The following is a 21,592-nucleotide window of genomic DNA, read 5'->3' on the forward strand; positions in this document are numbered from 1 at the left end:
CCTCCTTTCTTTTTATTATTCTAGAAAAGGAGACATTTTTAAAGGTTTTTTTAAAAATCGTATTGACAGCGTTGTTTTTCAACACTCTGAAGAGAAAGGTTCTTTTAAGAACCTTTCTCTTTTTTAGTTTAGAGTTTGAACAAGTGTTGGCTTCCAACCCTCATTCTGTACCCATTCAATATTTACATAATATCTTTTTCCTGTTTGCTTATCTTGAACATTACCATACGCTTTTTCTTTTCCATTATTTCCAATGCGATGAATAATTAATTGTTCTACAGGAATTTCAATTGCAGAAGAAATTGCTTGATTCATTTCATTCCAATCTGCTGTTCCTTTTTTAAATGTCATTGCCGGCGTTGCGCCTTGCGTTGTGCCTACTGGTTTCCAAGAAGGTTTTGTATAGGCATCAGTCGCCTTTGGAAGTGTTTTTTCAGCTGCCACTTTTTCATTTGCCTTTGCTTCTTCCTCAGCTTTTTTCCTAGCTTCCTCTTCTGCCTTTTGCTTCTCTTCTTCAGCTTTTTTCTTTTCTTCTTCCTCTGCTTTTTCTTTTTCTTTCGCTTTTTTATCCTCAGATTTGTTCTCTTTCTTTGTTTCCTGAGATACTTTCTTATCTTGAGAAGATGCTTGTTCTGTTGTATCAGCAGTAAAGAAGACTTGATATGCTACAACAATGACTGCTAATAATACAATCGCAATCGCAATATTTAAAACACCGTTTTGACGACGTTTTTGTTGTTTCTGTTGGAATCTAGATCCTCCTGCCATTCTTCAAACCTCCATGCAGTTTTTCCTACTTGCTATTGTAACATTAAATCTAAAAAGGTTGAACAATTACAAACATTTTTTCACAAACTGAAAACATTTTACATACAATTGCAAGATTACTGTGCATGCTCTAATTGATAAATCGCTTCTACAAACTCTTTGAAAATGGATGTTACTATATTTTGGTTTTGAGTTGTTTCAATATCCACTACAACTAAAGCATATTTAGGGTTATCATAAGGAAAATAACCAGCGAACCATCGATTTACTTTATTTCCCTTTCCGGTTTGTGCTGTACCGGACTTTCCAGCAACTGATACAGGTAAGCCTTGAAAAGCTGAACCCGTCCCTTCCTTCATTGTTACTACACTCCGTAACAATTGTTGTAACTTTGTTATCGTTGTATAAGAAAGGCGCTTTCCTTCTACCTTGTGATCTTTAAATTGAAAAAAACTCGTTCCATTCTTATATCGAATTTCTTTTACAGCCTTTACTTCACGTTTCTCTCCGCCCCGAGCAATCGTTGCCATCATATTTGCGACTGCTAACGGCGAAATTCGTACATCTTTTTGTCCAATTGCAGTTTGTGCAATTGCTTTATAGCTTCTTTTATTTTCTTCCTCCCCCCAAACAACAGCTTTTTTTTCTTCTGGCAACTGTTTAAACTTTAATGCATGAAATACCGGTCCCGTCCAGCCAACGTCCCCACTTCCACCGAGCGCTTTTAAATATGTTTCCATCACACTTTTATCAAGCTGCATTAATTCATTCCCGAGTTCAGCAAACGTTCGGTTACAACTTCTAGCAAAACTCTCTTTAAAGTTTAATTTTCCCATCATTACTTCTGGAATATCTTCACCATACAAATCTGTATCACAATTAAACATTCTGTTAGGCTGAAGTAATTTTTGATCTATTGCTGCCGCAGCTATCACCGTCTTAAAAATAGACCCTGGAAAATGAGGTGTTACCATTTGGTTTTCCAACGCCTGTTCATATGTACTCTTATCATTTTGCTGTATAGACGGCTTACTTACCATAGCTAAAATTTCATTATTTTCCACATCTAATAGTACTAATCCGCCCCTTTTCATCCTATAAATTTCCAGGAGCGCTTCTGCTTTTTGTTGCATCCGTTTATGAAGCGTTGTTTGAATCGTGACAGGATAAAACGGATTTCCAGGAGAGGTAAGTTTCGCATGCTTTCCAAAAATGGGCTCCCCCCGTCTATCCACTTGATATAATATTTTTGCTTCACCATCAGTCATTAAAAATTCATCAAATGACTGTTGTAACCCTGAAATACCGACAGGGGTTTGATTAAATAACTTATGTTTCTTTCCATATCGTTTTTGAAACTCCCTCTCATTTTCTCCTACTACACCAATGAAATGTTCTGCTTCGGATGTTTGTTTTAACCTTACTTCAGTCGCTACCATCCCTAACATATTTTCACGATTTATCTTTTCCATCTGTTCTTTCGTTAACTGAAACGGCTGATCACCTCTTTGAAATAGGAATGGTTTTCTTTTATTTTTCATTTGCAAATGTATGTCTTGCCCTGACACACCAATGATATGCGCAATTTTTTGTAACATGTCATTTTTTATTTGCAAGAACGGAAAAATTATTAAAGCGGGATAGCTTTTTTCACCGATTCTTTCTCCATTTCGATCAACAAAATGCCCCCTCCCTTCATCCACTGTAAAAGCTTGTGTACGCTGGGTGACACTCTTTTCAATTAAATTAATTTGCCTATCTGTAAATGATTCAGTAGATATAAGTTGTATTTGCGCCAGTCTACCAAGCAAAAGGAGCATAATACATGTAAAACATAATAAAATGATAACAATTCTTCGCTTCATTTTCATAAAAAAACACCTCGTCTTTTCAGTTTAGACGAGGCATTATTCTTTTTATACAAAACTTCCTATTACCTTTGATTTGCTGGTTGCTTTAAAAACTTCCTCAAAATTGACTTATATGTCTCTTCATCTATCCCTGCATTTTTAGCAACCTCAATTGAAGTATTGGTTACCCGTATTGCGGCATTTAAATATTCTTTATGTAAACCGTCCATTTCACTTCTTTTTTCCTTTGCATTTTCAACTGTTACAGAATCAATGCATGCAATCATTTTGTCTACAATCTGTAAATAAGCATTTTCAGTATTTATGAGCTTTTGAATATCATCTTTATTCTTAACTTTAGATTGTTTTAAAAATGTATATGCTTGATTTACTTGATCCTTGAGCACTTTATCATTATTTTTTGCCTGGTCTTGTAACATAGCCTTCATATCATCGATTCTCTTTTGATCCATTGTATCTCGTAGCAAAAACTCTGGATTGCCAATTGCGTAATCATATTTAATCGTTACATCTTGAAACATTTGCATTACAATAGCTAACTGATATTCTAAAGCAAAGTCTTCAAATTTTTGCTCCTTTTTATCTTCTTTTAGTTCCAAATTTTCCTTTGTACGATTTGACGTTGAAGTTTCGGCATCATTCTTTTTCTCTTCTTGTTTCGGTTTCGCTTCGTTTGATGTAGTTGTTTTCTCCGTAGAACCGCATGCAGCTAATCCTGTCATCAGGATCCCACAAGTAATTGTTGTAAATAATTTCTTTTTCATGAACGTTCCTTCTTCCTTATCCCTTTTAAAATCTCTTCATAGCGCAAAATATAATTATATACTATCAAAATTAAAACCCCTTTAATGTCGCATTATGTCGAATTTATCAAAAATTAAAATATTACAGATGTTTATATAGCAATTTTCACTTATAATCTGCCTTTCCTTCGTTTAGAGAAGGAGCTTCTCAGTGAAAATAAAAAAAGTTCACTCCTATGAGTGAACTTTTTTTATTATTTTACAGAGATAATTTCAACTTGCATTTCTCCGCCTGGTGTTTGGATGACTACTTTCTCACCAATTTGCTTACCTAATAGGCTTTTTGCAATTGGAGAATCGTTAGAAATTCTTCCTTCAAATGGATCAGCCTCTGCACTACCAACGATTGTGTAAGCTTCTTCATCTCCGTCTGGAAGTTCTTTAAATGTTACTGTTTTCCCCAATGTAACAACTGTAGATTCTTCGCCAGTATCCTCAATGATTACTGCATTACGAATCATGTTTTCTAACTGCGTGATACGACCTTCTACGAATGCTTGTTCATCTTTCGCTGCATCGTACTCAGAGTTCTCAGAAAGGTCCCCGAAGCTACGTGCAATTTTAATACGTTCTACAACTTCTTTACGTCTTACTGTTTTTAATTGTTCTAGTTCGTTTTCTAATTTTTCTTTACCCTCTTGTGTCATAGGGTATGTTTTTTCTGTTGCCATTCTTTTTCCACTCCTTTTATATACCAATCCCCCGAGAAAAGAGGAGTTCAAATATGAAAACTCCTCCGCATTTCCAATAGCGGAGGTTTCTAGTACATATGCACTAGCGGAGTTGTCACATACAACCCCGTCTTTTCTAATTCTTCCTCATATAAAGAAGATATGTATGGAAAGTTGATATAAATATGCCCTCATCTATATACAGATGTGGTTGCATGTATCATTGTATTCGATAGGAAAGGAAAAAATCCCTTCCTATCGAATATCTTTTACTATGCTATTACAAATTCACTTTTTCTTCAAGAATTGTTGCGATTTTTGTAACCATAATATCAATTGCAACGTGATTTTGTCCCCCTTCTGGGATAATGATGTCCGCAAATTTCTTAGAAGGCTCAATAAATTGGTTATGCATTGGGCGTACAACATTTACATATTGTTCAATGACCGAATCCATTGTGCGTCCACGCTCTTTAATATCGCGTTGCATACGACGTAAAATACGAAGATCTGCGTCTGTATCAACAAAAAGTTTGATGTCCATTAATTCACAAAGGCGCGGATCCTCTAGTACAAGAATCCCTTCTAAAATAATGACATCTTTCGGTTCAACCGGAATCACTTCCTCAGAACGCGTATGCAAAGTATAATCATATACAGGTTTTTCAATCATTTTATATGCAAGTAATTGGTGCAAATGTTCGATTAGTAAATCATTATCAAAAGCTAATGGATGATCGTAATTTGTTTTTAAACGTTCTTCCATAGGTAAATGACTTTGGTCTTTATAATAATAATCTTGCTCCAAAATTAAGATGGAATGACCTTGAAAATGATCAAAAATTGCTTTTGTTACGCTTGTCTTACCTGATCCTGAACCACCAGCAATTCCAATTACAACAGGCTTATTCGTCCCCATTCAACTACCACTCTTTCTTATTGATATATGCTTTTGCGCATCATATTGTTCACATACACTGGTCGATCCACTTTGATTTTCACGATTTGCAGCGGGTGTCTTGCTGCATCTAATTCATTTCCATCCTCATCCCAAATTTTCTCCACCGTTTGTGTAAAGTTTTCTATTTCTGGTCCAAAGAACTCCACTTCATGGCCTGGTTTAAAATAATTACGTTGTTCGATTGTTGCAATGCCTGTTTCTTCATTATAATCTAACACTAAACCAGCAAAATCATACGTTGTTTTCTTACTATGATTTCCATACATTTGTTCTTGATATCCTGGTACACCTTCAAAGAAAGCTGGAGCTGTGTCACGATTTGCACATTTATCCAATTCGTCTAACCATTCTTGTTTAAATTCAAAATTATCAGGATCTGCGCAGTACGTATCGATTACTTTACGATATACCGTTGCTACAGTTGCAATGTAATGGATAGATTTCATACGTCCTTCAACTTTTAAGCTGTCAATTCCGATTTCAATCATTTTTGGAATCGAAAGAATTAAATTTAAATCTTTCGGACTCATCGCGAAAGGAGCATCTCCTTCTTGGAACAACGATAATTCTTGTGCATCTTTATGTTGGGAGACTGTTTGAATTAAGTCGTAATCCCAGCGACAAGATTGGCAACAACCACCGCGGTTAGAGTCGCGTGCTGTCATATGGTTACTTAATGTACATCTTCCAGAATACGCAATACACATTGCCCCATGGACAAATGCCTCAATTTCAATATCAACGTGTTCTTTTATTTCTTTCATTTCTTCATATCCAACTTCACGCGCTAATACAAGGCGATGTAATCCTTCCTCTTTCCAATATTGCGCTGCTTTCCAGTTAGATAATGATTGTTGCGTACTTAAATGTACTTCAACAGAAGGTGCGACTCGCTTACATGTTTCAATAATAAGAGGGTCTGCAACGATAATACCTGTTACACCAGCTTTTTCAATGCCTCTTAAATATTCTTCTAGCCCTTCCATGTTCTCATTATGTGCAAAAATATTTGTTGTTACATATATCTTTGCACCATATTTCTTAGCAAATTCAACGCCTTCTGCCATCTCTTCTAATGTGAAGTTTCCAGCATTGGAACGAAGACCAAATTCTTGCCCACCTAAATATACAGCATCTGCACCGTAATGGATAGCTATTTTTAATTTCTCTAAATTTCCTGCTGGGATTAACAATTCAGGTTTCTTCACAATAACGCGCTTGCCATCAATTACTCGTGAAATTTCTTGCATTGTCATATTCTACACCCTCCTCGTTTAGTAAACCGTTTCTTTAAAGAAGAATCCTGTATCAAGCGGACGATTTACTGGTTGCATCTCTTCTATCTCTTTATATAAATTGTCTTTTATGTCATAATACGCATCGCGATCTTCTACACATAAATCAATTGCTTTACGGTATTTCTTTGTAACCTCAACAATATATTCAGAGCTTTTTAATACACCATCAATTTTTAAGCAATCTATTTCTGCATCGATTAGTTCATCTAATTCATCAATAAAGCAAATATCATTTGGACTCATAATATGCGTACCATTTGCATCTTCATAAATTGGGTATTTATTATTACGTTCTTTATCATATAAAAACATATTTTCTTCGTATTTTTTCTTTTCAATTTCCAAATGACGTCCTTGATATTCAAAGTAGTTCCCAACTAGTGAGCGTTTTGATTGAAACATACATGTCATACCGTGAATTTGTACTTCTACTTCTACCTCTGCATGTTCTTTTAATTCAATAATTTCATCTAAACTTAACTCACGTGCGAGCACAGCACGTTTTGCCCCTTTACGTCCCCAATAATTACATGAAAACCAGTTCGTTGCCGTCGTTTCTGTATTCCAATGCAACGGCATGTTCGGTGCTACTTCACGAGCTGTCATAAGTACAGCTGGATCTCCAAAAACAATCGCATCTACTTGTACATCTCGTAAAAATGAAACATAGTCTTTTAAAGCTTCTACTTTTTCATTGTGAAACACAGCATTCATCGCTACATAAACTTTCATATCGTGCTCATGCGCAATATTTACAGCTTGCTTCACATCTTCACGAGAAAACTCACCAGCTAATCGTAAGCCAAACTCTTGTTCACCAATTATAACCGCATCTGCCCCTGCCTTCGCAAGAGGTTCAATATCTGCAATCACTCTTGGTGTTACTAACAATTCAGGTTTTTTCATACCTTTGTCATCCTTTCTTTTTGCTCACTGCTACTCCGTCACCAATCGGGAAAATTGTCGTATCATATCCCTTATGGTTCATAAGCCATTCATTATACGTCTTAATACGGCGAATTAAACCACGTGTACGTCTATTTTCAATCTTCTCTTTTGTCGTTACGAGTCCGTGATATAACACATTATCTGAAATAATAACGCCACCTGGATTTAATAACGGCTCATATAAATCAAAAAAGCGACGATATTGTCCTTTTGCAGCGTCAATAAAAATAACATCAAACGTTCCGTGTTCCTTTACTTGCTCGCCCGTTTCTAATGCATCACCGTAAATAACGGAAATGCGTTCTTTAACAGGAGAACGCTCTATATATTCAAGTGCTTTTTCATATCGATCACTATTGCGCTCTACTGTCACAATGCGTGAATTTGGAATTGCTTGCATCATACGAATACTAGAATAACCAATTGCTGTTCCTAGCTCTAATATGCTTTTCGGTTCAATCAAACGTAAAAATTGAAGCATAAATTCCATACCAAGGCGATCCATAATCGGCACATGATGTTCACTCGCATATTCTTCCATTTCAAGAATAAGTTCGTCTTTTTCAGTAATAAATGATAATAAGTATTCGTTAACTGCATCCTTCATAAATGGTCCTCCTTATTTATACGGAGAAGTGCCTCTATGACGTGTCAGTCTTTCTTCACACATAGAATGCAATAAAAATACAAGCCTGCTTCACCCTTAGCTTGTACGTCCCGTTTTAATATTAAAAACGATTCTTCTGCCACTTTTTAACCCGATATATTTTAACATAAAAAAGAAGGATATGCGACTTTTTTCGCTATCCTTCTCATTTCATTATTTTTGTGTAATGTATTTCTGCTTTAGTGCATTATGTTCTTCTAATGTTTTTGCATAATACACTTCACCATTTGGTGCTGCTAAGAAATAATAATAATCCGTTTGTGCAGGCTCTAACGCTGCTTGTACAGACTGCTTACCAGAGTTTGCAATCGGTCCAACCGGAAGCCCTTTTACCACATACGTATTATATGGCGAATTTACTTTTAAATCTTTATATAATACACGCTCTTTATGCTTTCCAAGCGCATACAATACAGTCGGATCTGTCTGTAATGGTATTCCTTTTGTTAAGCGATTGTAAAAAACACTAGCAATCTTTTGACGATCTGTAAATCCTGTTGCTTCTTCTTCAATTAAAGAAGATAACGTTAACAGCTGATGAACATCAAAATTTTTCTCCTTCATTTTAGCTTCATTTTTCACAATAAGTGCGTTTGTTTTTTCAAGCATTGCTGTTACAATTTCTTCTAATGTTGTATCTTTTTTATAAAAAGAGTATGTTGCTGGATATAAATAGCCTTCTAACGGATATTTTATATTGCTGTCAAAAATTTTATTTGTTAATAATGTCGGATACTTTTGCTGCAATTTTTGAACAAATGATTTATCATTTAATTGACGTACTACATCATCTTTATTCCATTTTAATTCCTTCGCAATCGTATCGGCAATTTCGACAACTTGTGTCCCTTCTTTAATCGTTATTTTATACGCTACTGGACGATGTACATTTCCAGATGACATTTGTTCCATCACTTCATCTACATTCATTGAAGTATGTAATAAGTATGTACCAGCCTGAAGGTTTTTCGATTTTGCCTTTGCATAAATACTAAATACCGTACCATTTTTAATGGCACCCTTTTCCTCTAAGATTTCTCCAATTTGACTTATAGATGAACCTTTTGGAATCTCAACTACAATTTCCTGTTTCTTACTACGATCAATCGGTTTCAATGCAGATGAAATGTACGCATAGACTGACGCACAACATACAAATAGTGCAATAATCATTACGAAAGCGACGCGTCTACGCTTCTTCTTCATTTGATTTTGTATCAAAGTCCTTCCTCCTTATTCCATTGTAGACCATATGTATATCTTCTATACAATGCTCTACAGCACCAAAGCAAAGCTCCATTCATTTGTACATAGTTGTTATTTTATACAATCCGTATTATTATACTATAAATTACAACATGGTTTCGACAAAAAATCTTTCATTGAACACATGAATATAAAAAAGATGGACTGCACATGCAGCCCATCTTTTTTATATTATTCTTCTTCGTCTTCTGCAGCAAGAGTGTTAAACATTTCTTGGACCATTTCCCACTCTTCTTCAGATTCGATTGGAAGCAATGTACCACCAGCTTCATCTTCGTTTTGCTCGTATGCCATTGCATCATAAATTGGATCTCCATCTTCGTCTACTTCACCGATTGGTGAGAACACAACATATGATTTGTTTCCAAATTTTTCAGCATCAAACGTGAAAATAATTTCACATAAATGCTCATTTCCTTTTTCGTCAACAATTGTAATTTGATTTTCTTCCATTCTGGTCACCTCTTATTTGCTATCTAAATATCCTTGTAAAATCACGACTGCAGCCATTTTATCAACGACTTGCTTTCGTTTTTTTCGGCTTACATCAGCCGAAATGAGAAGTCGTTCCGCTGCCATTGTTGACAAGCGTTCGTCCCAAAGTATAACTTCTAGTTGCAAAAGTTCACGTAAACTTTCAGCATATCTTTGACAAGCTTCACCGCGCGGACCGATTGTTCCATTCATATTCTTTGGCAACCCTACTACTATCTTGTCCACATTATACTGTTTTACTAATTCAGAAACTCGATCAAAACCGAAAATTTCTCGTTCTTCGTTAATTTTAATCGTTTCTAAACCTTGCGCGGTCCAGCCCATTTCGTCGCTAATTGCAACGCCAACTGTTTTTGTACCAACATCTAAACCTAATATTCGCATAAACTACTCCTCACGATGTTGCTTCAAATAAGACTTCACAAGTTCTTCAATTAACTCATCACGTTCTAGTTTGCGAATAATATTACGCGCGTCTTTGTGACGAGGTATGTATGCTGGGTCTCCGCTTAATAAATAACCGACAATTTGATTAATCGGATTATAGCCTTTTTCTTGAAGTGCATCATACACAGTTAAAAGTACATCATTTACATGGACACTCTGTTTTTCATCTTGAATGCTAAACTTCATTGTTTTATCAAAACCGTCCATTTAAAGCACCTCACTTATCAAGTAGTAAATATAGGGAGAAGACTATTTCCTCTCCCTACTATTGTACACTACTCTCTCTTTATTTTGAAACAGATTTAACGTACTCTTGTACAAAAGCTAGAGCTTCGTCTACTTGCGCTGGATTTTTACCGCCCGCTTGAGCCATATCAGGACGGCCACCACCGCCGCCACCGCAGCGAGAGGCAACTTCTTTTACAAGTTTTCCCGCGTGATATCCTTGGCCAACTAGATCTTTCGTTACACCTGCTAAGATATTTACTTTATCATCATTTACAGCTGCTAATACAATTACTGCAGATTCTAACTTATTTTTCAAGTCATCCATCATTGTACGTAAGTTATTCATATCTGCAACATTTACTTTCGTCGCTAATACATTAATCCCATCCACTGAGACAACTGCATCTGTTAAATTTCCAGCTTCAATATTACTTAACTTAGCAGCAAGAGATTCATTTTCTTTTTGAAGTTGTTTCACCTCAGCAAATAAACCATCCACTCTTGTTAAAATATCTTTCGGATTTGTTTTCATTTTCCCTGCAGCCTCTTTTAATAAACTTACTTGATCGTTCATTAATTCGTATGCCGCTTTACCAGTTACTGCTTCGATACGACGTGTTCCTGCACCGATACCAGACTCAGCAACAATTTTGAAAATACCGATTGAAGCTGTGTTATCAACATGGCAACCACCACAAAGTTCTAAGCTGTAATCACCAACTTGAACAACGCGAACAACATCTCCATATTTTTCACCGAATAATGCCATTGCACCCATTTCTTTTGCTTCTTCAATTGCCTTTTGAGAAATTTCCACATCAATACTTTCCCAAATTTTCTCGTTTACAATACGCTCAATTTTTTCTAATTCATCAGCTTGTACTTGACCGAAGTGAGAGAAATCAAAGCGTAAACGTTCTGCTGTAACAAGAGAACCCGCTTGGTTAACATGTGTTCCAAGTACATCTTTTAAAGCTTGATGCAACAGGTGAGTTGCTGTATGGTTCTTCACAATGCTACTGCGATTTTTCGTATCAATCACAGCTTTCACAGTTGCATCTTTCGTTAATACTCCTTCTTCCACAACTACTTTGTGTAAGTTTTGACCATTTGGTGCTTTTTGTACATCTTTTACAAGAACTTTCACACCGTCTGTAAGAAGGTAACCACTGTCTGCAATTTGCCCACCGCTTTCAGCGTAGAATGGCGTTACATCAAGCATTAATTGTCCTTCTTCACCTGCTTGTAAGCTGTCTGTATACTCACCATTTTTCACAAGTGCCACTACATTGCTTTCTGTTGCAACAGTGCCGTAACCAACGAATTCACTTGCTACTTTAATTTCCCCAAGAACACCGCCTTGAACTTGCATAGAATCAACATCTTGACGAGCCGCACGTGCACGTTCACGTTGTTTTTCCATCTCTGCTTCAAATCCTGCATGATCAACTGTCATACCAGCTTCTTCAGCATATTCTTCTGTTAATTCAACCGGGAATCCATATGTGTCATATAGACGGAATGCATCTACTCCAGAAATAACGGTTGTTTTTTCTTCTTTCGCTTTTGCAATTACTTCTGCTAAAATCGCTTCACCGTCATGAAGTGTTTCATGGAAACGCTCTTCTTCATTTTTCACAACTTTTGCAATGAAATCTTTCTTTTCAAGAACTTCTGGATAAAAGTCTTTCATCACTTCTCCAACAACGGGTACTAATTCATACATAAATGGACGGTTCATGTTTAATTTTTTCGCATAACGAACAGCGCGACGTAATAAACGACGTAATACATAACCACGACCTTCGTTAGAAGGAAGAGCCCCATCACCAACAGCAAATGTTACAGTACGAATATGGTCTGCAATCACTTTAAATGCCATATCTTTCTCTGCGTCGCCACTACGATACTTCTCACCAGAGATTGATTCTGTTGCACCAATCATCGGCATGAATAAATCTGTATCAAAGTTTGTAGGCACGTTTTGAACGATAGATGTCATACGCTCTAGGCCCATTCCTGTATCGATGTTTTTCTTTGGAAGTGGTGTATAAGAACCGTCTGGGTTATGGTTAAATTGAGAGAACACAAGGTTCCATACTTCTAAGTATCGCTCATTTTCACCACCAGGATATAATTCTGGATCACTTGGATCATTACCATAAGCTTCACCGCGATCATAGAAAATCTCAGTATTCGGTCCACTTGGTCCTTCACCAATATCCCAGAAGTTTTCTTCTAAACGAATAATACGTTCTTTCGGAACACCTATTTTTTCATGCCAAATTGTAAAGGCTTCTTCATCTTCTGGGTGAATTGTAACAGATAATAATTCTTTATCGAATCCAATCCATTTGTCGCTCGTTAAAAATTCCCAAGCCCATGTAATTGCCTCTTCTTTAAAATAATCACCGATTGAAAAGTTTCCTAGCATTTCAAAGAATGTATGGTGACGAGCTGTTTTCCCAACGTTTTCAATATCGTTGGTACGAATTGATTTTTGTGCATTTGTAATACGTGGATTTTGTGGAATAACACGTCCATCAAAGTATTTTTTTAATGTCGCTACGCCACTATTGATCCATAAAAGAGATGGATCTTCATGTGGAACTAATGATGCACTCGGTTCAATCGCATGCCCTTTTTCCTTAAAAAAATCTAAAAACATTTGACGAATTTGTGCGCCTGTTAATTGTTTCATCTACATTTCCTCCTTTAAAAAATTCCATAAAAACAAAAAACTCTCGCCCCTATAAAAGGGACGAGAGTTAACTCGCGATACCACCCTAATTATGAAATAAAAAGCGGAAGCGTCTCGCTTAAAAGCGGAAGAAATTGAACCAGTCGAACAGAAAGACGCTTTTTGTCTTTCCGTGAGATTGGGAAATTTCAGAGCTTTTAGACGCTGAAGCTAGATTGCATACGGTAATATGCATTTATTTCATCACCTCATGGTGCCGTAACGTGGCAAGACGGCAGGGATTAGCTGCTCTCAGGAGTAGCGTTCTGTCATCCTTCATTTAAAACTTCTTTCAGCCAATGGAAGTTTCTCTCTACAAATGGACTATGACATACTCGTTCCGTCATCAATTTCAAATCAGTATAAAATACATTTTATGATGGAAACTGACATAAGTTTCTACTATATGCCAAAATTGTAGCGAATTCGTTTCTATTTGTCAACGTCTCCAAAGAGGCTTGATATGAACAACTACAGTTCGAATAACCGCTAAAATTGGAACAGATATTAAAAGACCGACAATTCCACCTACCTCGCCACCAACAAGCAAGGCAAGCATAATGACAACTGGATGCATGCGCAACGATTTCCCAACAATATACGGAGATAAAATATTACTTTCAACAAATTGCAAAATTGCTAGTGCAATCCCAGCTTTAATGAATAAACTTGTAGATACTGTTGCTGCAATCATTAACGTTGGAATAGCTCCTAAAATAGGACCAAAGTATGGAATAATATCTGTAACCCCGACAACAATCCCAAGAAGCAATGGATATTTCATACCGATAAACCAAAATGCAAGAGCGGACACACCACCTAAAACTAAACAAACAAATAATTGTCCGCGAATATAACTCCCTAATGATTTATCGATTTCTTTGGCTAATATTTGTCCCGTATCTCGCCATTTATAAGGGATTAATTTCCAAAAAACATGATAAAACGCCCCATAATCTTTCAGTATGTAAAACACAATGAACGGAATAAGAAAAATGATGAGCAAAGAGTCAAGCACACCGCGGGCCGTACTCATCACTTTATTTAATAAGGATTGTATTTTCATTTCAATTCCAACAAAAATTTGCTTTACTTTATCATGAATAAACGAAGGGAAATTATCCGTTTGTTCTGTGACACCATCCATCCATGAATCGTACATTTTCATAAACTCAGGAAATTGCTTATTCATTTCTTGCAACTGGCTAATGACAACTGGTGTTCCTTTATAAATCCCGTAACCAAGGCCGCCAAAAAAGAGAATATAAATGAGTAAAATCGCAAGGGTACGAGGCATTCCTTGTTTATGTAACTTCTCAATTAAAGGATGCAGTAAATAAGCTATAAAACAAGCAATGAAAAACGGTGTAATTGCTACTTTACATACAAATATAATAGGCGCCCATAATGGTTTGATTTTTAAAAAAACAAGTAAACATAGAAATACTAATAACAATAACCCTAGTCGATAAATCCAAATGATTTTAAGATTCTTCAAACGAAAAACCTCCTCTTCTCTTATTTTGAAAAGAAACCGAGCAGGTTATGTGCAAAACTTTAAAAAATCATTGGACTAAAATATTTTCAGACAGACCATACTGTTTCTAAAAGATGGACATATATTTAACCTAACAAGAACAACTACTCTGAGACTACAACATAATAAAATGATAGTCAGGAGGAACAAAATGGTCTGGTTTATGCTTAGCTTGTCGGCACTTTGTATGATTCTTGAATGGATTTGCATTGGTCTAGGAATTTGGAAAGGTTTCTTTACACATACAGCACGTAAAGAGCGCGCAAAACATTTATGGTATTATGGTGTACTTGGCATTGGTTGTTACGGCCTTTCTCATGTATTTTCAGAAATCGGACTTTTTTATTTGCATATAAGTGCATAAAAAAACTCCCTGCATTTTTAGGGAGTTTTTCATTTTATAAAAGCCGTCACAAGTACGACTTAATCATTTTGCGTGCTTTTTTCATATTGCGCTTTGAAAACAAATCTTGTTTGCGAGCATATCGATATGCTGCCGCTCCAATTCCTAATGCAATAAATGAATTGCGTAGATTCAAAGTAAATCCCCCTTTTCGTTATCCAATCGTTCTTTCATCCTCATCAAATAAATCATCAAGAGAACTTAACGAACCATCTTCTTCTACTTGATGTGTATGGATTTTCCCCTTTGAAATCGATAATTCGATATAACAATTCCAACAATAAAATTGATTCACACCGATTTTTCCAATATCTTTTCCTTTGCAATTTGGACAACTAAACATATGGCTTCCATCTCCTTACGTTCTCCCAGATTCTATTCGCCATTATGTCCAAACTGCATTCATTTATACATGTTAGCAACTTTCAATATGATACACTTGAAAGCTTCACTATATAATTTCACCTCGTTACATAAAATCATACGGTGAAATGTTTTCCACGTCCATTTCTTCTCCATTAATAACAACCATCTGTGCTTCGCCTTTTGCCTCTTGCAAACGACTTCCTAAAGTTGTTTGCCGCATGGCATCATCGAGACGGTTCACTCCAGATCGAAAAGCTTCTTCTTCTCCGCAGATAATCAAAAACTTTTTACTTCTTGTAATACCCGTATAAATTAAATTCCGACGCAACATGCGGTTATAACTTTTTACAATCGGCATAATTACAATCGGAAATTCACTCCCTTGCGACTTATGAATGGAGCAGCAATATGCATGTGTAATTTGATTCAAATCAGCCTTCGTATATGTCACTTCAATGCCATCAAATGAAACAACAACCATATCTTGTTGCTCTACATTTTCCTTCGCGTAAAATATAGAAATAATTTCGCCAATATCTCCATTAAACACTTGACTTTCCGGTTGATTGACTAATTGAAGAACCTTATCGCCTCTTCTATATACAACATCACCATAAGCAATTTCTTTACTCTTTTCTTGTTTCGGGTTAAAGACTTGTTGCAATGCCTCATTTAACACATTAATCCCTGCCGATCCGCGATACATAGGTGCTAACACTTGCACATCTTTTGCACTAAATCCCTTTACTTTTGCGCTTTCACACACTCGTTTTACAACATCAACAATTTGATTCCCCGTGCACGCAATAAAGGAACGATCTTGTTTATTTTTCGTTACATCTGGCGGTAATGTTCCATTCTTTATCGCATGAGCAAGTTGAACAACAGATGACCCTTCAGCTTGCCGATAAATTTCGGTCAGTTTTACCGTTGGAATGATACCGGCGTTTAATAAATCTTTTAATACTTGTCCCGGTCCTACAGATGGCAATTGATCTTCATCGCCAACAATAATGACTTGCATATTTGTCGGCAATGATTTCAAAAGCTGATTTGCAAGCCAAATATCGACCATAGAAAATTCATCGACAATAAGAAGTTTCCCCTGCACCGGATCTGTTTCATTTCGCTGAAACGAGCCTTCGGGCGTCCAACCAAGCAAACGGTGAATTGTACATGCAGGAAGACCTGTTGATTCGCTCATTCGCTTTGCCGCACGACCTGTTGGAGCTGTTAATAAAATCGGAAATGGATTATCATCGCTATAATCTTTAGGATTTAACGATAATCCATGTAGCGATGCATACATTTCGACAATTCCTTTAATAACTGTTGTCTTTCCTGTTCCTGGGCCACCGGTTAACAGCATCATCGGTTGATGAAGTGCTGTTTGAATCGCCTCTTGCTGAAGCGGTGCATACTGTACTTTCATCTGCTCTTCGATCTTACCTAACGTTAACAACACTTCTGCCTCGGGAAATGACGGCGTTTCTTTTTGGCTCATCAGGCGATGAATCGACTTCACAACACCTTTCTCAGAATAATATAAAGAAGCCAAATAAATACGCTCTTCCTCTATAATGATTTTCCCTTCGCCTTGCATCATTTCGATGCATTGCACAATATCTTCTTCCGTCACAGTCCCTTCTCGGTTATTTAAAAGGGACATCGTTTCACGTACAAGCTGCTCCTTCTCCATATAAACATGACCATATTGAAGCGATACATTCTCCAACGTATAAAAACATCCCGCTCGTACACGATCATTATGATTTCCTGATATCCCAAGAGCACGTCCTATATCGTCTGCTCTTCCAAAGCCAATTCCGTCAACTTCTTCAATCAACTGGTACGGATTATTTCGAATAACTTCTAGTGTCATTTCTTTATATTGCTGATAAATTTTAATGGAAAGCTTTGTCCCAAATCCATAACCATTTAAAAAGCTCATCACTTTTTCAAGCCCTTGATGCTCAATGATCGTCTCATATATTTCTTGCGCTTTTTGCTTATTGACGACACCTTCTAGCGCAGCCGGATCATCCATAATTTTAGAAATGGCGTGTTCTCCAAGATGATTGACAATTTTTTCAGCTGTTCGCTTCCCAATTCCTTTAAATAAATCGCTCGCTAAATATTGCACCATTCCTGTTTTCGTTTGGGGCAATTCTTTTTTAAATGTTTCAACTTGATATTGCTTCCCATATTTAGGATGCTCTTTAAAATACCCTGTTAATGTAAATACTTCATCTTCATGCATACGGGGAAAATGACCGTTGATCATTACTTTTTTTTCGTCATATGCTTCATTTGTTTCAATGACTTTCATACTGACAACGGAATAGAGGTTTTCTTCGTTGTGGAAAATAGTATGAAGAACTTGCGCTTTTATAAACTTTCTCTCTTCCTCAAACAAATCCATGGCATGTTGATTCTCCATCGTTCCTCTGCTACTCCTTTCCGACTTCTGTACTCTAATGAGCAGTAGCCCCCACCTAACTGACCTTTAGATGGAGGGGAACTGCTCATTAATGCTGTTTTTATTTACTTTCTTGTTCTAACAAACGAATACCATTCCCAGCTAAAAAGTGATCTGGCTGGATTTTCGTTGCTTTTTTAAATAAAGCAAGCGCCTTTTCCTTATTCTCTTCAAACACGTAAGCAACACCTAAATTATAATACGCATCAGCATGTTCTTTATCCATTTGTAATACCTTTTCAAAATACGGTTTCGCCTCTTTAACATGCTCTAATCGCGCAAGGCATAATCCGCATTGAAATGCTGCCTCGACATCCATTTCATCCAATTCCGCAGCTCTTTGTAGAAATGGCAACGCAAGGCGATCATTTCCAAGCTGCACATGTGTAATCCCAAGCATAAATACGATATCAGCTGATTGCAAACCACCTTGCATTGCCTGTTCAAACATTGCTTTTGCTTCTTGGAATTGCTCTCGACTATAATATATGTTCCCAAGTCCATAATAGGCAGTAGCTGATTTTTCATCTAACTCTAATGCACGTTTATAAAATAAAATTGCACGCTCGCTATCGCCTAACACATCTAGTAAATTGGCAAAGTTAATATATCCTAGAGCATCTTTTGGATTTTCTTCAATTGCCTCTGTAAAGTTTTTGGCTGCTTCTTCCCAATTTCCTTCTTGCATATATCGAATGCCTATTTCAAGCTTATTTGACATGTTCTTCACCTCTACAACAAATTATAACAAAGATTCTATTTTGTAAGCGAACAAAAATTCGCTCTTTAAAAAAGAAACCCCTGACCGCTAATCGGCAGAGGTTTCTCCGTTTTATCCTAGGTAGTCTAACTGTTTACCACTTCGGTATACTTCATCAATTGTTGCACCGCCTAAGCATTCATCTCCATCATAGAAAACGACCGCTTGTCCTGGTGTAATCGCCCGAATTGGTTCATCACAAAGAATACGGATTGTATTTTCATCTACGATTTGAACCGTTACACCGTTATCTTCTTGACGATAACGGAATTTTGCTGTGCACTTAAATTCTTTTTCTTTCGCTCTATCGCTTACCCAGTTTACATTTGTCGCAATGACTTCATCGCCGTATAAAAGTTCATTATGGAACCCTTGATCAACATATAAGATATTCTCTTTTAAGTTTTTCCCAACAACAAACCACGGGTCACCATTACCACCAATACCAAGGCCATGACGTTGCCCGATTGTATAGTACATCAGACCATCATGTTTCCCTTTTACTTCACCAGATAATGTTTGCATCACACCTGGTTGAGCAGGTAAGTAGTTGCTTAAGAAATCTTTAAAGTTGCGCTCACCGATAAAGCAAATACCTGTACTATCTTTTTTCGTAGCTGTTGCTAAACCGGCTTCTTTCGCCATTTCACGAATTTGCGGTTTCTTTAATTCACCTAATGGAAACATCGTTTTAGATAATTGTTCTTGACCTAACTGATTTAAGAAATACGTTTGATCTTTATTATCATCTACACCGCGCAACATTTTATATTCGCCGTCCATATAAGCTACACGTGCATAATGTCCTGTTGCGACATAGTCTGCACCAAGCGCCATCGCATGCTCTAAAAAGGCTTTAAATTTAATTTCCTTGTTGCACATTACATCTGGATTCGGAGTACGACCAGCTCGGTACTCATCTAAAAAGTACGTAAATACTTTATCCCAATATTGCTTTTCAAAGTTTACTGCATAATACGGGATACCGATTTGATTACAAACTTCAATAACATCATTGTAATCTTCTGTTGCTGTACAGACACCATTTTCGTCTGTATCATCCCAGTTTTTCATAAAAATTCCGATTACATCATATCCTTGCTCTTTTAGTAAAAGCGCAGCTACAGATGAATCGACGCCACCAGACATCCCGATGACAACGCGCGTTTCGTGAGGTAGTTTGTTCATCATGTCACCTCCCATGCTAGTTTTGCGAGAATCGTTTCACGATTTTCACTGTTTCGTACGCCGCTTTTTCTACTTGTTCTTTCGTATTCCCAAGCCCAAAACTAAAGCGTACGGATGAACGTATTTTATCGGAATCTTTTCCAAACATCGCCACTAATACGTGTGATGGATCAATCGAACCAGCTGTACAAGCAGAACCACTTGATACTGCAATACCAGCTAAATCTAAGTTCACAAGAAACGGTTCAATATTCATCCCTGTGAAACTTACATTCAACACATGCGGCAAGCGATATTCTACATTTCCGTTTACCTCAAAAGTAATGTCTTCTTTTTGAAAGACAGCTATCATTATATCTTTAAATTCTTCATAGTGGGCACTTTTTTGCTCACGCGTTTCCTCCGCAAGTGAAATAGCATGCCCAAGCCCGACAATACTTGGCACATTTTCCGTACCTGCCCGGCGCTTTCGCTCTTGTTCTCCACCTGTTAATAAAGGTTCAAATTTCACTTGTGCGTTCGCATATAAAAAACCGACACCTTTTGGACCATTAATCTTATGAGCAGAAATGGATAATAAATCAATTCCCAGTTCTTGTACGTCAATCTTCATTAAACCATAGGCTTGTACAGCATCTGTATGGAAATAAGCTTGATGTTCTTTTAAAAGTTCTCCAATTTCTGCAATTGGTTGAACGGTTCCCACTTCATTATTTCCAAACATAACAGATACAAGAATCGTTTGATCCGTTAACGCCGCCTTCACATCATCCATTTGCACGCGCCCTGTTTCATCAACGGGCAAATATGTCACTTCAAATCCCTCGCGCTCTAGCACCTCACATGTATGCAAAATAGCGTGATGCTCAATCTTTGTCGTAATAATATGGTTCCCTTTATGACGATTTGCACGCGTTACACCTAAAAGCGCTAAATTGTCAGCCTCTGTACCGCCGCTTGTAAAAATAATTTCATTTGGATTGGCATTAATGCTGCGCGCACAAGTGCGTCTTGCTTCATCTACAGCATGGCGGGCTTGTCGTCCATAAAAATGAATACTAGAGGGGTTTCCAAACATTTCCGTCATATATGGAATCATCTTTTCGACCACTTCTGGATGAACTTTAGATGTTGCTGCATGATCTAAGTAAATGCGTTCCATTCAATCTCCTTCTTTCCAAATCGTTTCACAAGGAATTAAATGTAAAACATATAACCCCCATTATTTTCTTCCTCATAGCGTACTAAATCTTCCAATGTTGTACTATCTAATACTTCTTGTACTGCATCACGAACACGCATCCATAGTTGACGCTGTGCGGGCTCTTCCTCCTCTAGCATCTCAACGACGCTAATTGGCCCTTCCAACACACGAATTACATCGCCTGCCGTTATATTAGCTGGTTGATCAGACAATACATAACCACCATATGCCCCGCGCGTACTTTTTACAAGACGAGCATTGCGAAGCGGGGAAATTAATTGCTCTAAATAATGCTCAGATAAATCGTGCGCTTTAGCAATTGATTTTAATGAAATCGGTCCTTCACCAAACTTTTTCGCAAGATCGATCATAATCGTTAAACCATAGCGGCCTTTTGTTGAAATTTTCATCTATTTCGCACCTCTTTTCAAAATGTCACTTCTATTTGGTTATCGCTTATTTATCAAAAGAACACAATTTAAAATCCTATGA

At 37.0% G+C, this 21,592-nt stretch carries 22 protein-coding genes; 1 reads left to right on the forward strand and 21 read right to left on the reverse strand.

Going from position 1 to position 21,592, the window contains the following annotated elements:
* Positions 1 to 123: 123 nt before the first annotated feature.
* The 14 genes from MR056_RS17360 to MR056_RS17425 all read right to left on the reverse strand — a co-directional run bounded on the left by MR056_RS17360 (position 124) and on the right by MR056_RS17425 (position 14,661).
* On the reverse strand, positions 124 to 768 hold the full coding sequence (locus MR056_RS17360) for a YrrS family protein (protein ID WP_048724215.1): 645 nt from the start codon (positions 766 to 768) through the stop codon (positions 124 to 126).
* A gap of 116 nt (positions 769 to 884) precedes the next feature.
* Positions 885 to 2,639 (reverse strand): peptidoglycan D,D-transpeptidase FtsI family protein, encoded by a 1,755-nt coding sequence (locus tag MR056_RS17365; RefSeq protein ID WP_048724213.1) that lies wholly within the window; start codon positions 2,637 to 2,639, stop codon positions 885 to 887.
* 62 nt (positions 2,640 to 2,701) lie between these two features.
* On the reverse strand, positions 2,702 to 3,403 hold the full coding sequence (locus MR056_RS17370; RefSeq protein ID WP_041810037.1) for a hypothetical protein: 702 nt from the start codon (positions 3,401 to 3,403) through the stop codon (positions 2,702 to 2,704).
* 233 nt (positions 3,404 to 3,636) lie between these two features.
* On the reverse strand, positions 3,637 to 4,113 hold the full coding sequence (gene greA / locus MR056_RS17375; RefSeq protein WP_012095553.1) for a transcription elongation factor GreA: 477 nt from the start codon (positions 4,111 to 4,113) through the stop codon (positions 3,637 to 3,639).
* 280 nt (positions 4,114 to 4,393) lie between these two features.
* Positions 4,394 to 5,032 (reverse strand): uridine kinase, encoded by a 639-nt coding sequence (gene udk, locus MR056_RS17380; protein ID WP_012095554.1) that lies wholly within the window; start codon positions 5,030 to 5,032, stop codon positions 4,394 to 4,396.
* Positions 5,033 to 5,049: 17 nt separating this feature from the next.
* Positions 5,050 to 6,330: a peptidase U32 family protein gene (locus MR056_RS17385; protein WP_012095555.1), complete on the reverse strand. Its 1,281-nt coding sequence runs from the start codon at positions 6,328 to 6,330 to the stop codon at positions 5,050 to 5,052.
* A gap of 18 nt (positions 6,331 to 6,348) precedes the next feature.
* The gene (locus MR056_RS17390) at positions 6,349 to 7,278 is read right to left on the reverse strand and encodes a peptidase U32 family protein (RefSeq protein WP_012095556.1); all 930 of its coding nucleotides are present in this window, start codon (positions 7,276 to 7,278) and stop codon (positions 6,349 to 6,351) included.
* Positions 7,279 to 7,285: 7 nt separating this feature from the next.
* Positions 7,286 to 7,927: an O-methyltransferase gene (locus tag MR056_RS17395; RefSeq protein WP_012095557.1), complete on the reverse strand. Its 642-nt coding sequence runs from the start codon at positions 7,925 to 7,927 to the stop codon at positions 7,286 to 7,288.
* 213 nt (positions 7,928 to 8,140) lie between these two features.
* On the reverse strand, positions 8,141 to 9,208 hold the full coding sequence (gene mltG / locus MR056_RS17400; RefSeq protein ID WP_048724210.1) for an endolytic transglycosylase MltG: 1,068 nt from the start codon (positions 9,206 to 9,208) through the stop codon (positions 8,141 to 8,143).
* A 216-nt stretch (positions 9,209 to 9,424) separates the two neighbouring features.
* Positions 9,425 to 9,706 (reverse strand): DUF1292 domain-containing protein, encoded by a 282-nt coding sequence (locus MR056_RS17405; protein ID WP_012095559.1) that lies wholly within the window; start codon positions 9,704 to 9,706, stop codon positions 9,425 to 9,427.
* 12 nt (positions 9,707 to 9,718) lie between these two features.
* Entirely contained in the window at positions 9,719 to 10,132 is a 414-nt protein-coding gene (ruvX, locus tag MR056_RS17410; RefSeq protein ID WP_012095560.1) for a Holliday junction resolvase RuvX, read from the reverse strand.
* A gap of 3 nt (positions 10,133 to 10,135) precedes the next feature.
* Positions 10,136 to 10,402 (reverse strand): IreB family regulatory phosphoprotein, encoded by a 267-nt coding sequence (locus MR056_RS17415; protein ID WP_012095561.1) that lies wholly within the window; start codon positions 10,400 to 10,402, stop codon positions 10,136 to 10,138.
* 79 nt (positions 10,403 to 10,481) lie between these two features.
* The gene (gene alaS / locus MR056_RS17420; protein ID WP_012095562.1) at positions 10,482 to 13,124 is read right to left on the reverse strand and encodes an alanine--tRNA ligase; all 2,643 of its coding nucleotides are present in this window, start codon (positions 13,122 to 13,124) and stop codon (positions 10,482 to 10,484) included.
* A 478-nt stretch (positions 13,125 to 13,602) separates the two neighbouring features.
* Positions 13,603 to 14,661, reverse strand: coding sequence for an AI-2E family transporter (locus tag MR056_RS17425; RefSeq protein WP_048724207.1), 1,059 nt, complete (start codon positions 14,659 to 14,661; stop codon positions 13,603 to 13,605).
* Between the two features lie 190 nt (positions 14,662 to 14,851).
* On the opposite strand from MR056_RS17425, the gene MR056_RS17430 reads away from it, so the two are divergent.
* On the forward strand, positions 14,852 to 15,064 hold the full coding sequence (locus tag MR056_RS17430) for a hypothetical protein (RefSeq protein WP_012095564.1): 213 nt from the start codon (positions 14,852 to 14,854) through the stop codon (positions 15,062 to 15,064).
* Positions 15,065 to 15,110: 46 nt separating this feature from the next.
* On the opposite strand, the gene MR056_RS17435 is transcribed toward MR056_RS17430, so the two are convergent.
* The 7 genes from MR056_RS17435 to cymR all read right to left on the reverse strand — a co-directional run bounded on the left by MR056_RS17435 (position 15,111) and on the right by cymR (position 21,510).
* Positions 15,111 to 15,239, reverse strand: coding sequence for a YrzQ family protein (locus tag MR056_RS17435; protein ID WP_012095565.1), 129 nt, complete (start codon positions 15,237 to 15,239; stop codon positions 15,111 to 15,113).
* An 18-nt stretch (positions 15,240 to 15,257) separates the two neighbouring features.
* Positions 15,258 to 15,446 (reverse strand): hypothetical protein, encoded by a 189-nt coding sequence (locus MR056_RS17440; protein WP_012095566.1) that lies wholly within the window; start codon positions 15,444 to 15,446, stop codon positions 15,258 to 15,260.
* Positions 15,447 to 15,572: 126 nt separating this feature from the next.
* On the reverse strand, positions 15,573 to 17,909 hold the full coding sequence (gene recD2, locus MR056_RS17445) for an SF1B family DNA helicase RecD2 (RefSeq protein ID WP_041810038.1): 2,337 nt from the start codon (positions 17,907 to 17,909) through the stop codon (positions 15,573 to 15,575).
* Between the two features lie 100 nt (positions 17,910 to 18,009).
* Positions 18,010 to 18,669, reverse strand: coding sequence for a tetratricopeptide repeat protein (locus tag MR056_RS17450; protein ID WP_012095568.1), 660 nt, complete (start codon positions 18,667 to 18,669; stop codon positions 18,010 to 18,012).
* A 111-nt stretch (positions 18,670 to 18,780) separates the two neighbouring features.
* On the reverse strand, positions 18,781 to 19,896 hold the full coding sequence (mnmA, locus tag MR056_RS17455; protein ID WP_048724205.1) for a tRNA 2-thiouridine(34) synthase MnmA: 1,116 nt from the start codon (positions 19,894 to 19,896) through the stop codon (positions 18,781 to 18,783).
* A gap of 16 nt (positions 19,897 to 19,912) precedes the next feature.
* Positions 19,913 to 21,058, reverse strand: coding sequence for a cysteine desulfurase family protein (locus tag MR056_RS17460; protein ID WP_012095570.1), 1,146 nt, complete (start codon positions 21,056 to 21,058; stop codon positions 19,913 to 19,915).
* Between the two features lie 35 nt (positions 21,059 to 21,093).
* Complete coding sequence (gene cymR, locus MR056_RS17465; RefSeq protein ID WP_012095571.1) at positions 21,094 to 21,510, reverse strand: cysteine metabolism transcriptional regulator CymR; 417 nt, start codon at positions 21,508 to 21,510, stop codon at positions 21,094 to 21,096.
* Positions 21,511 to 21,592 lie beyond the last annotated feature (82 nt).

The organism is Bacillus cereus group sp. BfR-BA-01360 (genome assembly GCF_022663595.1).
Lineage (GTDB): Bacteria > Bacillota > Bacilli > Bacillales > Bacillaceae_G > Bacillus_A > Bacillus_A cytotoxicus.

Bases quoted from the DNA above. Each gene is read 5' to 3' on its own strand.
- MR056_RS17360 (WP_048724215.1), bottom strand. From the start codon at position 768: ATGGCAGGAGGATCTAGATTCCAACAGAAACAACAAAAACGTCGTCAA.
- MR056_RS17365 (WP_048724213.1), bottom strand. From the start codon at position 2,639: ATGAAAATGAAGCGAAGAATTGTTATCATTTTATTATGTTTTACATGT.
- MR056_RS17370 (WP_041810037.1), bottom strand. From the start codon at position 3,403: ATGAAAAAGAAATTATTTACAACAATTACTTGTGGGATCCTGATGACA.
- greA (WP_012095553.1), bottom strand. From the start codon at position 4,113: ATGGCAACAGAAAAAACATACCCTATGACACAAGAGGGTAAAGAAAAA.
- udk (WP_012095554.1), bottom strand. From the start codon at position 5,032: ATGGGGACGAATAAGCCTGTTGTAATTGGAATTGCTGGTGGTTCAGGA.
- MR056_RS17385 (WP_012095555.1), bottom strand. From the start codon at position 6,330: ATGACAATGCAAGAAATTTCACGAGTAATTGATGGCAAGCGCGTTATT.
- MR056_RS17390 (WP_012095556.1), bottom strand. From the start codon at position 7,278: ATGAAAAAACCTGAATTGTTAGTAACACCAAGAGTGATTGCAGATATT.
- MR056_RS17395 (WP_012095557.1), bottom strand. From the start codon at position 7,927: ATGAAGGATGCAGTTAACGAATACTTATTATCATTTATTACTGAAAAA.
- MR056_RS17405 (WP_012095559.1), bottom strand. From the start codon at position 9,706: ATGGAAGAAAATCAAATTACAATTGTTGACGAAAAAGGAAATGAGCAT.
- ruvX (WP_012095560.1), bottom strand. From the start codon at position 10,132: ATGCGAATATTAGGTTTAGATGTTGGTACAAAAACAGTTGGCGTTGCA.
- MR056_RS17415 (WP_012095561.1), bottom strand. From the start codon at position 10,402: ATGGACGGTTTTGATAAAACAATGAAGTTTAGCATTCAAGATGAAAAA.
- alaS (WP_012095562.1), bottom strand. From the start codon at position 13,124: ATGAAACAATTAACAGGCGCACAAATTCGTCAAATGTTTTTAGATTTT.
- MR056_RS17430 (WP_012095564.1), top strand. From the start codon at position 14,852: ATGGTCTGGTTTATGCTTAGCTTGTCGGCACTTTGTATGATTCTTGAA.
- MR056_RS17440 (WP_012095566.1), bottom strand. From the start codon at position 15,446: ATGTTTAGTTGTCCAAATTGCAAAGGAAAAGATATTGGAAAAATCGGT.
- recD2 (WP_041810038.1), bottom strand. From the start codon at position 17,909: ATGGAGAATCAACATGCCATGGATTTGTTTGAGGAAGAGAGAAAGTTT.
- MR056_RS17450 (WP_012095568.1), bottom strand. From the start codon at position 18,669: ATGTCAAATAAGCTTGAAATAGGCATTCGATATATGCAAGAAGGAAAT.
- mnmA (WP_048724205.1), bottom strand. From the start codon at position 19,896: ATGAACAAACTACCTCACGAAACGCGCGTTGTCATCGGGATGTCTGGT.
- MR056_RS17460 (WP_012095570.1), bottom strand. From the start codon at position 21,058: ATGGAACGCATTTACTTAGATCATGCAGCAACATCTAAAGTTCATCCA.
- cymR (WP_012095571.1), bottom strand. From the start codon at position 21,510: ATGAAAATTTCAACAAAAGGCCGCTATGGTTTAACGATTATGATCGAT.